This is a genomic window from Ignavibacteriales bacterium (assembly GCA_016709155.1).
GTDB lineage: Bacteria > Bacteroidota > Ignavibacteria > Ignavibacteriales > Ignavibacteriaceae > JADJEI01.
In genome coordinates this window covers 1,403,260-1,418,517 of the sequence record JADJEI010000001.1, presented here as the reverse complement: position 1 = coordinate 1,418,517, position 15,258 = coordinate 1,403,260, and the positions used below count along the sequence as shown (strand labels likewise).

Here is a 15,258-nt window from a genome sequence, read left to right as displayed (position 1 = left end):
GAGATTTTGGGATGCATTTTATTTATCTATTCACATATCCCTAATTGTAATTTCCTAATCGAAATCACAGCTGTCCAAAATAATTTTAATATCAGTAAAATAAATTAAAATTGAATTGTATTGAGAAGGATTTTTATATAAATAACAATAACACATTAAATTATCTTAGTATGCTGTCCAGTACATGGGGGTACATTTTAAGTAGAGGCTTCATACAAAAATGTGAGAGCATATAATAATATTTCTAATCTCATTCTCTACTCGTAATGCAGAGAGAACTAAATATTGCGCCAAACTATTTTGCTTTGAACAACCTTTTGGAAAAACTTGAGAAAATTTTATAAAAGTTCTTACCTAAATGATTATTCCTTAATAAATATTATTTTACCCGAAATAAAATTTCAAAATAGAATAAAATATGAACTGTCCTGTTTGTAAAGATCCGATGGTAATACTTGAACTGAACCAGGTTGAAATAGATAGTTGCTTCAACTGCGGGGGCATTTGGCTTGATGGTGGTGAATTGGAAATGTTAATTGAAAATGAAGATGAGCGAAATAGACTTTTAAATTCATTCAGAGTAAATAACAAAGTAAAAGAAAAAAAATACAAATGTCCGGCTTGCAGAAAAAAAATGTTGAAAGTTGAAGCAGTAAATACAAATATTATTATTGATAAATGCCCCAACGATCATGGACTTTGGTTTGATAAGGGTGAGCTGGAAAAAATTTTATGTGCGGCTTCTCTAAAGGAGGATGATAAAATGATAACATTATTAAAAGAAATTTTCAAATCACGGATTTAGTCATTGAAAAATATTTCTAATAAAAATAAAAGGAGAAAAAGATGATTTACTTTATAGTATTTCTCGGCGTCATATTCTTGATTGCAATGTTTTTTATTTCGATATACAACTCGTTGGTCGGTTTAAGAAACCAGGTTAAAAATGCCTGGGCGCAAATTGATGTTCAATTAAAAAGAAGACATGATCTAATCCCCAACCTTATCGAAACTGTAAAAGGTTATATGACGCATGAGCGTCAGATAATGGAAAACATTACCAAGTATCGAAGTCAGGCGATGGATGCACAAACTGTGGGAGAAAAAGCCTCCGCAGAAAATATGCTTAGCGGCGCGCTCGGACAGCTCCGTGTGCAGGTTGAAAATTACCCCGACCTTAAAGCTAACCAGAATTTCCTTGCGCTTCAGGAAGAACTAACTTCCACTGAAAATAAAATTTCTTTTGCACGCCAATCATACAATGATCAGGTATTAACTTTCAATAATAAAATCCAAATGTTTCCTTCAAATATTATTGCGGGTATGTTCAATTTCAAAACGGAAGAATTTTTCCAGGTTGAAGATGTTAAAGAAAAAGAAGTCCCGAAAGTAAGTTTCTCCTAATACAAATACTGATTATGTGGGAATTAATTCGGGCAAATAAAAGAAAGTCAATGACACTTTTCGTGGGGATGGGTTTTCTGCTCATCCTCATCGGATATGTATTCGGCAGTTTTTACGAACCCGATGCAGGCGGATTTATTGGAATATTTTTCGCATTAATACTTTGGTCAATCCTTTCTACAGTTAGTTATTTTGGCGGCAGTAAAATTCTTCTCGGCGTCAGCGGCGCGAAAGAAGTCAGTCAAGAAATTCATCCGCAGCTTTTTAATGTTGTTGAAGAAATGAAAATAGCTTCAAGCTTTCCGTACATGCCAAAAGTTTATATCATTGATGACCCGGCGCCGAATGCATTCGCAACAGGCGTGAAGCCTGAAAAGACAGCTATTGCGGTCACCTCCGGTTTGCTTGAACGATTAAGCCGTTACGAACTGCAGGGGGTGGTTGCTCACGAGATGTCACACATTATTAATCGAGATGTTCTTCTGATGACATTCGCCGGAATGATGCTTGGAGCAATCACAATCATTTCGGAAGTATTTTTACGCGGCTTGTATTTCGGTGGAGGTTCGCGTTATAAATCAAAATCATCAAAGAGCAGCGGACAGGCACAATTGATTATTATGATAGTTGCACTTGTGCTTGCAATACTCGCCCCCATTCTTGCAAGGCTGCTCTATTTCGCTATCTCGCGAAAAAGAGAATATCTTGCCGATGCTTCAGCAGTTAGATTGACAAGATATCCAGAAGGATTTGCTGCTGCACTTGAAAAAATTTCTAATTCTGATTTAGATCTTCAAAAAGCTAATAAGATTACTGCACCCATGTACATCGTCAATCCTTTGAAGAAAAAAGGCATGAAACTTTCCGATCTCTCAAGTACGCATCCTCCAATTTCGGAGCGCATTAGAATTTTGCGAAATCTGCAGCAGGGGGCAAACTTTAAGAATTATCAGCAGGCTTTTGAAATGGTGAAAGGGAAAAAATCAGATTTAATCCCACCGTCCGCTTTAAATGATCCTGCAAGCATTGGCATACTTCAACCACTCGTTACGCAGCAAACATTTGAAGAAATGAAATCTGCCAAGCGTGAAGTAGGTGATGTTTTAATGAAGTTAAATGATTTCAAATTCGTTAATTGTACCTGCGGACTAAAAATAAAGATTCCCCCAGCCTTTAAACAAAGTTCATTCAAATGTCCTAAGTGCGGGAGGGTTCATAATATTTAATGTGCCCCGAAATTAAGTTAATAAAATCGGGATAAGATTAATTTGTGATTAACTTCTCGTCAAATGTCTGTACTTAATTCTATGCGGCTGATCTGCTGTGATGCCTAATCGCTCTTTACGTTTTTCTTCGTACTCGGAATAGTTCCCATCAAACCAAACGACTTTGCTTTCATCTTCAAATGCTAATATGTGTGTTGCTATTCTATCTAAAAACCATCTATCGTGACTTATCACCAAAACACATCCGGCAAATTTTTCTATTCCTTCTTCAAGTGCACGCAAAGTATTTACATCAAGATCGTTTGTTGGTTCATCAAGCAGAATAACATTTGCGCCTTGTTTTAACATCATTGCAAGATGCACACGATTTCTTTCTCCACCGGAAAGCATACTAACTTTTTTCTGTTGATCTGCACCTGAAAAATTAAACTGTGCAACATAAGCACGTGAGTTTACCTGCCTGTTGCCAAGCATAATTGTATCTTCTCCGTTGGAGATTAATTCCCAAATACTTTTTTCCGGATTCAATGCATCTCTCGATTGATCTACATAAGAGAGCTTAACTGTAGCACCAACTTTAATATTTCCGCTATCTGGTTTTTCCTGTCCGGTAATCATCCTGAACAAAGTTGTTTTACCAGCGCCGTTCGCTCCGATAATTCCAACAACAGCTCCGGGAGGAACTGAGAAAGTTAAATTATCAATTAAAATATTATCGCCATAAGCTTTGTTAAGTTTTTCTGTTTCGATTACGATATCGCCAAGTCGCTCTGCAACTGGAATGTAAAGCTCAAGATCTTTTTGTCCCTTTTCTTTTTCTTCCTTAAGAAGATTTTCATAAGAAGTAATTCTTGCCTGAGATTTTGCGTGACGAGCTTTCGGACTCATTCTTATCCATTCAAGTTCGCGCTGTAAAGTTTTCTGTCTGTCGCTTTCACGTTTTTCTTCAACACGCAGTCTTTCCTGTTTCTGCTCAAGCCACGAAGAATAATTTCCTTTCCACGGAATTCCTTCACCGCGATCAAGTTCAAGTATCCAGCCAGCAACGTTATCAAGAAAATATCTATCGTGTGTAACCGCTATTACTGTTCCTTCATACTTTTGCAGATGATGCTCTAACCACGCAACGGTTTCAGCATCAAGATGGTTTGTTGGTTCATCGAGTAAAAGAATATCCGGTTTTTGAAGAAGCAATCTGCAAAGTGCAACACGTCTTCTTTCACCTCCCGAAAGAACTTTGCACAAAGTATCCGATGGTGGACAGCGCAAAGCATCCATTGCCATTTCAAGTCGTGCATCCAAATCCCAGCCGCCCATTGCTTCAAGCTTTTCCTGCACTTCACCTTGTCGTTCAAGCAGCTTTGTCATTTCATCATCATCCATCGGTTCTGCAAACTTTGCATTTATTGCATCGTACTCTTTTAATAAGTCAACGAGTGCTTGAACACCCTCCTGTACAATTTCCCTTACAGTTTTTGTATCATCAAGTTGTGGTTCTTGTGCAAGATAACCAATCGTGTAACCGGGAGATAAAACAGTTTCACCATTAAAATTATTATCAACTCCGGCAAGAATTTTTAGCAGTGATGATTTACCCGATCCATTTAAACCAATAACACCAATCTTTGCACCGTAGAAGTACGAGAGGTAAATATCCTTTAGGATAGGTTTGTTGCGGCTTGCCGTGCCTTCGGCATTATAGAATTTGCTTACCCCAACCATAGAGTAAATAATTTTGTTTACTTCTGCGCTCATTTAATCTTTCTTTTGATTTTGTAATGTGTAAAAATAAGGAAAGGAAGGATGATGATAAACAAACCTCCGGTAATTACTATTAATCACCGGAGGATGAGAATTATGGAATGGATTTAATCCTGTTCGTAAGCCATTTCACCATGAAGCGAACTATCTAATCCGGCTTCTTCTTCTTGTTTGGTAACTTTAACCGGAGTAACAAAATTTATTAACCAGAGCATTACATAAGAAAAAACGAAAGCATATACGCAAACCCCTGTCACTGTTATAACTTGTTTCCAGAAGAAGCTGAATCCACCACCCATAAATAATCCATTGGTTGTAACCATAGGATTTACATTGTTGGTAGCGAATAGTCCAAGCATAATAACACCAATTGATCCACCAACGCCATGCACACCCCAAACATCAAGAGCATCATCCCACTGCATTTTGTTTTTTAGTGATACGGCAAAATAGCAAACAACTCCGGCAATAATTCCGATAAGTGCGGCGTATTGCACTGTAATAAATCCAGCAGCAGGAGTAATTGTGGCTAACCCTGCAACAGCACCAGTCATCAAACCAACAAACTTTGGTTTTTTCTCCAGCGTCCATGCCAAAATTAACCAGGTGATAGCGGCGAATGAAGCAGCAACATCAGTATTTAAAAATGCAAGTCCTGTTATAGCATCAACCTGAAGTTCACTTCCGGCATTAAATCCATACCATCCAAACCAAAGTAATCCTGTGCCTAGTGCAACAAGAGGAATACTGTGAGGACCTCTTTCGGCAGTGTTTCTTTTGCCCACATAAAATACCGAGGCGAGTGCAGCCATACCTGCGCTTGCGTGAACAACAATTCCACCAGCAAAATCAAGCACACCCCACTGTGCTAATAAACCACCACCCCAAACCATGTGAACGAGCGGGAAGTAAACAAACACCAACCAGAAAGTTAGAAAAAACATATAAGCAGGAAATCGTACTCTATTTGCAAATGCCCCGGTTATTAGGGCTGGAGTTATAATTGCAAACATCATCTGGTATAAACAAAAAACGTAAAGAGGTATTTGATTGTTACCAGTAAAAATAGAATTGAGATCTGTCCCTGCAAGAAATGCCATATTAAGATTACCAATTATTCCTCCTTCGCCCCCGCTAAAACAAAGTGAATAACCAAAAGTAAACCAAAGTACAGTTGTCCATCCAAGTGAAACAAAACTTTGTATCATTATAGCTAAAACATTTTTTCTGCCAACAAGTCCACCATAAAAAAAAGCAAGACCCGGAGTCATGAGCATAACAAGGCTGGTTGCAATAAGCATAAAACCAGTACTACCAGTATCGAACATAAAAAGGTCCTTTCAATAAATGATAAATAATTTGAACCATTAAAACGTTAAACCAAAAACGAGATAAGAAATTTCTGTTCTTGGATTTATTAAAAATGTTAGAGAAACAGGTAAAGAATAATCTTCTGTAATCTTAACATATTTTGTCGCTTTAACACCAACGTTTATAACGTTAAAGGATTGTGTTCCATAGTAACCTGGATTTTCTTCACTGCCGCCTGATGCGCCAACAAAAAAGTTAAGAGGAACTTCTGCTACTGATGTTGGATAATCAATTTGAAAATATGTGTTGTTGCCTGCATCATTATAAACATTGATAAAACCGGACAGAGAAATTGGAAAAGAATTGGGGCCCCTTAAAAGAAGTCCTGTTTCAATCGTATGTGCGCCTGCACCATTAACGTCATCGTAGTTATTAAAGTTTCCCCACTTGATTCCAGTGTTAGGATAATAATAGTCTGTTAAAAGTGCACCAATACCCATTCCATTTTCAAAAGAATAATTGTACCCAATCCAGGTATCAACTTCCTGTCCAAAAGTATTATCACCCGAATTATTAGAAAAGCTATATGAGCCCCAGAATCCAACACTAAAACCTGAAACTGATAATGTTAATGCCGGTTGAATATTAACTGCATCATTTACATTAAGTCCACGCCAAATGTATCTGCTAACAATATCAGCACCGGCACTTAAACTAAGATCCTGCGCAAATGAGATGCCCGCAGCGCAGATAATAATTACCATTAATAATTGTTTAAAATTAAATATCATAAATATTTTCCTTTTAAATAGTGGATTTTGAGATGTGAAGAATAGAAACGGTTGAATTTTTGATTTTGGTATTTCATAAAAATTAAAATTACCTGTACAATTTTAGTTAATATGTTTTTTACATTAAATTGAAAAATCAACAAGCGCAACAAATATGCTGTAAGCGTGCGGATTGGGTCATTACAATTAAACATTATTTTATTGTTTGCTTAAAAGGTTAAAACTAATTTGGAGTCAATTACTTTAATCTTGTTGCATTTGATATACTACGATTTGAAAAAAATATTAATAATACATAGTAGCCAGGGACAGAATTTCGAATTTCAAAATGTGTTGGAATCTTCTGGGTACAGCACATATATAACGTTTGGTGAATCTGATGGTTTAAAAATAGCTGAGAGATATTCCCCCGACGTTATGGTATGCGATATTAATGATTATGAAAAAGAACTTGCCGTTATTAAAAAGTTAAATGATAACTTAGCAACGGAATGCATTCCGCTTCTGATAATTACATCTACCTCTAATAGTGCGCACATTAGAGCAGCAATGGAAATGGGTGCAGATGATGTACTGGTAAGACCACTCAGGCACGAGTCTCTTTTAAGATCAATAAAAAAACGGCTTAGAAAGATTGAAGTTATAAAGGCAAATTTAACTGATAAGATTATTTCTACAGAAAATGCTTTTTCAAATCATGCAAAAAAGATTGATCACATACTTATTAAAATCGGCACAAAACTAAAGCTCGTAGAATTTTCGAGAATAGTATGTATCTCTGCATTTAAAGAATATTCTAAAGTAACTACAGAAGATGGCTGCAAAATTATTGTTAGAAAATCTATTAGAAATTGGGTTGAAACTTTGCCCGCAAAAGATTTTTTGAGAATTCATAGGGCTACAATTGTTAACATGCTTTTTTTAGATAAGATAGAGAAGGCTGGATTTAGAAGCTACAATGTTTATCTTAAAAACATATCCACTCCATTTCCGATTAGTCAGAGATACGGGAACATTATGAAGAAAACATTTTCTGTTTAAACTCTATGCTAAGTATCTCTTTTCATAATAATTAAAGATATATCATCGGCAGCAGTATTATCACCAATAAATAGTTCCAGATGCGAAATGATATATTTGCCAATCTGCTCCGGCGAATTATTAGATGATTTTTGTACTAGCTCTTGAAATCTATCCATTCCGAAGAATTCGCCATACTGATCTCTTGCCTCAACTACACCAGCTGAATATGCAATAAAAATTTCATTTTGCTGGAGTAAAATAGTTCGCTTATTATATTCAGCATTTGAAATAAGTCCAAGAGCAATATCGCCTTTGGAAAGTTCTTTAATCTCTTTGTCGTTAACGATAAGCGGAGGGAAGTGACCGGCATTTATAAAATTTACTTTGCCCGAATCGGAATCAATCTGAATAAAAAGCATTGATGCAAATAAATTCGGCAGGCTATCGCGATGAAAAATTTTATTAATATTTTTACCAAAATCTGAAAGAGACTTAATTTCTGTTGCAAGTGCACGAATTGTTGCCTGCAGTTTTGAAGTCATCAGTGCAGCCTGAAGTCCCTTGCCCGCAACATCGGCAATAGTTAAAACAGTCTTGTTTTCATCCAGCCGTAAATAATCAACAAGATCTCCACCGACCTCATTTGCAGGACGAGTAAACAACCAGATATTCCACCCGGCAATTTCGGGATTTTGTTCCGGCATTAAAGCCTGCTGAACCTTTCTACCGGCTTCAAGTTCGTGTCTGGCAAGCAGTTTATCTTTTAACTCAAGAAACAATACGAATAAAATTAACAATCCACCAAATAATCCTTCATTAGTAGAAAACGACTCATTATTTATGGAAATACTTCTACCAGTGAATAAAAAAATCACACCAAGAAGAACTAGAATCCGTCTAAGTGGTGTTAAATGAAGAAACATACTTTTTATCAACCAGCCGAACTTATGCACCCCTCTTTGAATTGGGGTCATCGATTCGAGCCGAACTTTTTTATCCGGGTCAAGATAAAAATCATTCAAGCTTCGGTATTCTTTTTGAATATCTTTTTTAAGATTTATTTTTTTGATGTCATCGCGAAGTGTGTGATGAAACGTCTGATTTTTATTTTGGGTGTTGTTATAGTTCAAATTAAAATAATCTTTATTAAAAACTTAGTTAGATATTTCAAATGGAGCAAAAAAGTTTTGATAAACGGTCGGGGGTAAATAATATAGGAGCCTCGTTCAACAGTGGAATCGCAGCGAACTGCGATTCCACTACTGATTTTTACTATTTTGTAAGAATCATCTTCTTTGTCTGAATATTATTTCCACTTTTTAATTGATAATAATAAACTCCGCTGCTTAACAGCTGTGCGTTGAAGTTAATTGAATAAACACCGGCTTTTTGTTCTTCATTAACAAGTGTTGCAACTTCATTCCCCAATACATCATAAACTTTTAATGATACAAAACCGTATGCGGGTAATTGATAACTAATATTTGTGCTTGGATTAAACGGATTGGGATAGTTTTGAGCAAGCGAAAATGCTGAAGGTGCAATTTCAATTTCTATAATATTTGAGTATTCAAAATCGCCATTGAAATCTATTTGCTTTAATCGGTAATAAAGTTTGGAGGGGGTTATCTCCGATAATATATCTGAATAAGAATACTCCTGCGGTTCTGAAGTTGATCCTTTCCCTTCTCTAAAACCCATTATTCTCCAATTTGTTTTATCGGAGCTTCTCTCAATTTCAAAACCGTGATTATTTAATTCAGTTGCAGTTGACCATTCGAGAGTAACAACATTGGCTGCAGCAGAGGCAGTGAATGAAAGAAGTTCCACTGGAACAATAGTTGTATCGGTAATAAAACTATAATAAACATCCTGCTCTCCATTGAATGTAGCAGCCCACGACAGATGTGCTCCCGTGTTTTCGGAAACCATATCGAAATAATCACCCATCTTATTCTGCTGGGGCCAGCCCACATGAGGATCAAAAAAATCAGAAAGCCGTTCATTCGATGACCATGTTTCTCCACCATCCTTAGAATTTGAATAATATAAGGCGGATAAATAAGTCCCGGGATTATCTCGTGTATCAAGCCAAATTACATCAATACGACCATTAGGTGCAACCGACATGGTTCCAAACCACTGATATGCCGATGTACCGGGATCATCATTAACTTTCATGGGAGTACTCCAAGTAACCCCTCCATCTGTGCTTTTTGCAAACATAACATCCAGCGGGTCAGAGGTAGAATTTCTTTGAACAGAACATAATAAGTAAACGTTGCCGTGATAAGTACCATTTGATGTATCCACTGTTATAATTGTTTGTCCAAGCAAACCTCCGGGATTAGGTCCACCGCCAAAAGAGATGAAGCCATCCAGATTAACAGGCGTACTTAAATCCCAAATAATCGTTTCACCTGAGTTCTGTGCATTATTTGATTTCGCGACAAGAAAATCAGAACCGGTTGATCCACCAACATAAAGCTCTCCTTCGGGACCAACTGTAAGAGTACCCCAGTAGGGATAGTTCGGGATTTCAGTACAGCTTTCAAAACTTCCGCCATTATCAGTTGAACGGGTAAAAAATCCCGGGTAACAAACGCTAAAACTTTGAGTCCAAAACGCATAAAAATTTCCAAGTCCGGGTCCATTAGTTTTATCAATAGTCATCCATTGTTTATCCCCACCCTCAGCGAAAATTCCCCCATCCCATGTGGCTCCTCCATCGGTTGATTTAAATACCTGACACATAAAAGTGGGCTCGTTAGTTAAACTATTGTAATAGAAATTACCATCGGCATCGCTGCGCAGCACAGGATCCGATCTGAAAACGCCGGGTTCGATCACACCGGGAAATGTCCATGTTTGTCCACCATCCGCAGTATATCCATATCCTGCCTGTCGAAAGCTGTTATTGATAGAATTAAATTGCCGCCATCCTATTGCAATTTTATTCGGGTCATTTCGATCCACAGCAATTGAAGGTTCATTAGCAGCATCCCCCACAATGTTTAATCCGCTTTCATCAACATTTACTTGTGAGGTAGTAATACTATTCAATAAATATTTATATGCAGGAGACCTTAATTGATCTTCCCTTGAAATCGGAACGTAACCATCACTTTTTATTTCTTTATGAGCAGATGGATCCGGTGGTTTATCCAATTTTTTAATTTGTGTTTGAGGGAAAATCAAATCTGGTGAAATAAGAAAAACGAGTAAGAATAAATAAACAAAATGATTTATAATGCCGAAACTTTTCATTGCAAAGATGTGCTTCATTTTTTCTCCGGGGTTAAATTTCAAAAGTCATGAATTTATACTTGTTAAACTATAAAAAATATCAATGCTCTACTTCAATATTGCAATATTATTTTTTGTTATGTCTTATTGTTCTAAAAAATATTAAACAGTGCGAGAATACTTTGCAGTGTCTTCCTTACGCTCTATGTAGCCGTCAAAATTGATCGCGATATTTCGAATCAACATTCGTCCCATATTTTTAACTTTCATTCCGCTATCGGAAATCTCAATCAGTTCGTCTTCTTCCATTTCTTTAAGATTATTTAAACCGGCAGCAAAATATTTTTTAAAATCTATTTTGAATTTTTCTTCGATAGGTTGATAGTTCAATTCGAAGTCACACATTAATTTCATTATCACTTCTCTGCGCAAATGATCATCGTCGGTTAATTTATAACCTTTTGTAGTGGGGATCCTTTCATTATCGAGACATAAATAATACTCTTTTTCAGTCTTAAAATTTTGAGCGTAAATATTTTTTAACTGTGAGATCGAAGTTATTCCCATAGCATAAAGATCGGCACCCGCATTGGTGCTGTATCCCTGAAAATTTCTGTAAAGTTTTTTTTCACGAAAAGCAATTGCAAGTTCATCATCTGGCTTTGCAAAATGATCCATACCAATAAATTCATATCCGGCAGAAGAAAGTTTTTCAATTGTCATTTTTAGTATTTCCAGTTTCACTTCTGCAGCAGGAATATCTTCGGGGTGAATCAGCGCCATGTGTTTTTTCATCCAGGGCACGTGTGCATAATTAAACACAGCAATTCTGTCCGGTGAAACATCAATTATTTTATCAACAGTCTCAGCAAATGATTCAACCGTTTGAAAAGGCAGACCGTAAATCAAATCAAGATTAATACTTTGAAAACCAAGCTCGCGAACCCACTGTACAGTCCGGCGTGTAATTTCTTCGGGTTGAATTCTATTTACTGCTTTCTGAACTTTATCATTAAAATCCTGCACCCCCATGCTTATTCTGTTAAAGCCGTTACTGCGCAATGCTTCGAGATGAGTGCGGCTAAGTTCACGCGGGTCAATTTCACAACTAACTTCAGCATTCCCGTTGAAGTTGAAAGAGGAAGCAATGTACGAAGCAAGTTCATTTATTTCATCGGGGTTTAGATGTGTCGGAGTTCCCCCGCCCCAATGATGCTGAATAACTTTTCTGTCAGGCAGTAAATAAGTACGAATCAGATCAATTTCTTTTTTAAGATATTTTATGTATTCTTTGATCCTGTCGCGGTTGCGTGTGATAAGCATATTGCAGCCGCAGAAATAACACAAAGTGTCGCAATAAGGAAGATGGAAATAAAGCGAAAGGTCGGGGAGATTATTTCCATAATTAGTCTTTATGATTTCATCAAGATAATCTTCGTGCGTAAATTTTTCGTTGAACTGGGGAGCCGTCGGGTAACTTGTGTAGCGTGGACCAGGCTTGTCATATTTTTTAAATTTGTTTAAATCAACTTCGAACATAAAATCTCCATTTAATCATTATTATTTATCGGGCGGCAATTCTTTACAATTGTTTTCGTTTTGCTATAAAAATTTCGAGATAATTTTTTCAACTTTAGTTAGTGCCGTAACAATATGCTGAACATCTTTACCGCCGGCAGTTGCAAGATGTGCACGTCCACCCCCTCCGCCGCCGACAAGTTTTGCAAGCTCGCCAACAATTTTTCCGGCGCTGAGATTCTTCTGCTTGATCAGGTCGTCGCTGACAACGGCAACAATGCCCGCTTTATCGTCAATTTGTGCTATTAGAACGCCAACACCGCTGCCCATTTTACTTCTCATTTCATCGCCAAAGGATTTTAGTTCATCCATACTATCGGCATGAACTTTTCCTTTAAATATTTTTATTCCTTTTTCTTCAGATGAAAGGGAGAGGATATGATCAAGCTGTCCGAGCTTATCTTTCATCCGCAATTCGGCAATTTCTTTTTCAAGTTTCTTTTTAGCTTCGTAAAGTTCTTCGATTTTTTGTTCGCCTGTTTTGAGTTGTTCAAGTTGTGAATGAATATATTTTTCAACTCCGGCACCTGTAACCGCTTCAATTCTCCTTACGCCGCTGGCAACAGAAGATTCACTGATTATTTTGAATAAACCAATTTCCGAAGAATTGTAGACATGAGTACCGCCGCAGAACTCCATAGTAAAATCGCCGAACTGAACAACATTAACCTTGTCGCCGTACTTATCACCGAAGAACATTAGTGCGCCCATTTTCTTTGCTTGTTCAAATGGTGTATCGCGATGATGAATCAACTTAAGATTTCTGCGGAGTTGTTCATTAACGAGTGCTTCGATGTCTTGTAATTCTTCGGTGCTCAATTTTGCGAAGTGAGAAAAATCAAATCGCAGTCTATCTGGCCCAACATAAGACCCAGCCTGCTGAACATGAGTTCCGATAATTGTTCGCAAAGCTTTATGAAGGAAATGAGTAGCAGAATGATTTCGCATAATATCCCATCGGCGGTTTGAATCAACTTCGGCAATCAGTTCAGTCCCGGGTCTCAAAATATTTTTGCTGTCGTTCTCCATGACATGAATAATTCTGTTATCAACTTTAAAAACATCAACAACATTAAAAGAATTAGATTCGAAAATCAGTTTTCCGAGGTCATCTATTTGTCCGCCCGATTCTACATAGAAGGGAGACTTATCGAGGATAATCAACTCATTATCATTTTCGATTTTAATTCCAATGACTTTCGCAGTTGATTTTAGTTCGGTGTAGCCTGTAAATTCTGTTGCAGAATTATTCAAAAGATTAAAAGTCGAAAGGTCGTTTGCGGAAATATTAACTGAAGCAAACTTGTCCTTTGAAGCATCGCGTGCACGTTCCTTTTGCTGATCCATTAACTTATTAAAACCATCTTCGTCAATTGTAAATCCTTTTTCCTGAGCCATGATATTTGTGAGGTCCTCAGGAAAACCGAATGTATCATAAAGTTTAAATACCGCTTCGCCGGGAATAGTTTTCAATTTTTTATGATTGAGTTTTTTAATTACTTCATCGAACAGCTCTATCCCACGATCAAGTGTAGCGTTAAAACTTTCTTCTTCAGCTTTGATTACCTTTTGCACGTATTCTTTCTTTTCATTCACTTCAGGGAATACACCCCCCATCGTTTCAGAAATAACCGTCACAAGCTGGAAAAGAAAAGGTTCATTTAATTTTAACTTTCTGCCGTAACGAGCTGCGCGTCTTAAAATTCTTCGCAGTACATAGCCCCGCCCTTCATTGCCCGGCACAGCGCCATCAGCAATTGCAAAAGTAAGCGCTCGAATATGATCAGCGATTACGCGCATTGCTATCTGGTGATCTTTTGCTTTATACTTTATGCTGCTTATCGCTTCAATTTTATTAATCAGCGGAGTAAAAACATCGGTATCATAGTTTGATTTTTTATTTTGAAGTACTGCACAAACGCGCTCGAAGCCCATCCCTGTATCAACGTGTTTTGCAGGTAAGTCATTAAGTTTTCCTGATTCGTCACGGTTATATTGAATGAAAACAAGATTCCAAATTTCGATGCATTCGGGAACGCCGGCATTTACGTATTTGGGATTATCAAAATCATCACCAACATTAATGTGAATTTCCGAACACGGACCGCACGGACCGGTTTCACCCATTTCCCAAAAATTATCTTTCTCTGCAAATTTTAAAATGTGTTTCGGATTTATATCAGTTTGAGTTTCCCAAAATTTAAGAGCTTCGTCATCATCTTTATAAACCGTTGCCCAAAGTCTTTCCTTCGGCAATTTCCAAACTTCTGTTAGTAATTCCCAAGCCCATTTAATTGCTTCTTTTTTATAGTAATCACCAAACGACCAATTGCCAAGCATTTCAAAAAAAGTATGATGATAAGTATCGTGCCCGACTTCCTCAAGATCATTGTGTTTGCCTGAAACGCGGATACATTTTTGCGTGTCGGCTGCACGAAGATATTCACGTTTTCCAGTATTAAGAAAAACATCTTTAAATTGATTCATCCCTGCATTTGTAAAAAGCAAAGTTGGGTCATCATACGGAACAACCGGAGAGGATGGCACTATCCGGTGTTGTTTACTTTTAAAAAAAACTAAAAATTGTTGTCTTATTTCATTTGAAGTCATTTCGTTGTTTAATCTATTTAACTGTTAAAAATACTAAATAAGGATTTAAGAAAATTAACTATAAAATTAGCGAAGTTTTATAATTATCTCGTTGAAACTTTTCTAATAAAAGTTGATTTTAATGCTACTTAAATTTAGTTTTGCAGTAACATAAAAACTTCTCTAAATAATGTGATGATAACAGGCACCAATTTTTCAGATATAGAACTAATGCGTAAGGTATCAGAATTTGATTCCAAAGCGTTAGAATTATTATACAATCGGTATTCTCCAATACTTTTTACAATGGTTAAAAAGATTTCGGGGAA

General features: G+C 36.9%; 11 protein-coding genes. 4 read left to right on the top strand and 7 right to left on the bottom strand.

Annotated features, from left to right (window positions below):
- Positions 1–418 precede the first annotated feature (418 nt).
- From IPH11_06915 to IPH11_06905, 3 genes are read left to right on the top strand one after another with little or no spacing between them, the layout of a single operon-like run.
- A complete protein-coding gene (locus tag IPH11_06915; GenBank protein ID MBK6913390.1) occupies positions 419–805 on the top strand; it encodes a zf-TFIIB domain-containing protein in 387 nt (128 codons plus the stop codon).
- Between the two features lie 41 nt (positions 806–846).
- Entirely contained in the window at positions 847–1,404 is a 558-nt protein-coding gene (locus IPH11_06910) for a LemA family protein (GenBank protein MBK6913389.1), read from the top strand.
- A 14-nt stretch (positions 1,405–1,418) separates the two neighbouring features.
- Complete coding sequence (locus IPH11_06905; GenBank protein ID MBK6913388.1) at positions 1,419–2,630, top strand: M48 family metallopeptidase; 1,212 nt, start codon at positions 1,419–1,421, stop codon at positions 2,628–2,630.
- Positions 2,631–2,678: 48 nt separating this feature from the next.
- On the opposite strand, the gene ettA is transcribed toward IPH11_06905, so the two are convergent.
- From ettA to IPH11_06890, 3 genes are all read right to left on the bottom strand, one after another.
- Positions 2,679–4,385 (bottom strand): energy-dependent translational throttle protein EttA, encoded by a 1,707-nt coding sequence (gene ettA / locus IPH11_06900; protein MBK6913387.1) that lies wholly within the window; start codon positions 4,383–4,385, stop codon positions 2,679–2,681.
- Between the two features lie 113 nt (positions 4,386–4,498).
- Positions 4,499–5,719, bottom strand: a complete 1,221-nt coding sequence (locus IPH11_06895; protein MBK6913386.1) for an ammonium transporter — start codon at positions 5,717–5,719, stop codon at positions 4,499–4,501.
- 39 nt (positions 5,720–5,758) lie between these two features.
- Positions 5,759–6,493, bottom strand: a complete 735-nt coding sequence (locus tag IPH11_06890) for a hypothetical protein (protein ID MBK6913385.1) — start codon at positions 6,491–6,493, stop codon at positions 5,759–5,761.
- A gap of 273 nt (positions 6,494–6,766) precedes the next feature.
- Here IPH11_06890 and IPH11_06885 point away from each other — a divergent pair, with 273 nt between their 5' ends.
- On the top strand, positions 6,767–7,534 hold the full coding sequence (locus IPH11_06885) for a LytTR family transcriptional regulator DNA-binding domain-containing protein (GenBank protein ID MBK6913384.1): 768 nt from the start codon (positions 6,767–6,769) through the stop codon (positions 7,532–7,534).
- Between the two features lie 8 nt (positions 7,535–7,542).
- On the opposite strand, the gene IPH11_06880 is transcribed toward IPH11_06885, so the two are convergent.
- The 4 genes from IPH11_06880 to alaS all read right to left on the bottom strand — a co-directional run bounded on the left by IPH11_06880 (position 7,543) and on the right by alaS (position 14,950).
- Entirely contained in the window at positions 7,543–8,646 is a 1,104-nt protein-coding gene (locus IPH11_06880; GenBank protein ID MBK6913383.1) for a PP2C family protein-serine/threonine phosphatase, read from the bottom strand.
- A 142-nt stretch (positions 8,647–8,788) separates the two neighbouring features.
- Entirely contained in the window at positions 8,789–9,217 is a 429-nt protein-coding gene (locus IPH11_06875; protein MBK6913382.1) for a T9SS type A sorting domain-containing protein, read from the bottom strand.
- Positions 9,218–10,924: 1,707 nt separating this feature from the next.
- Positions 10,925–12,301: an oxygen-independent coproporphyrinogen III oxidase gene (gene hemN / locus IPH11_06870; GenBank protein MBK6913381.1), complete on the bottom strand. Its 1,377-nt coding sequence runs from the start codon at positions 12,299–12,301 to the stop codon at positions 10,925–10,927.
- Positions 12,302–12,364: 63 nt separating this feature from the next.
- Complete coding sequence (alaS, locus tag IPH11_06865; GenBank protein ID MBK6913380.1) at positions 12,365–14,950, bottom strand: alanine--tRNA ligase; 2,586 nt, start codon at positions 14,948–14,950, stop codon at positions 12,365–12,367.
- Positions 14,951–15,258 lie beyond the last annotated feature (308 nt).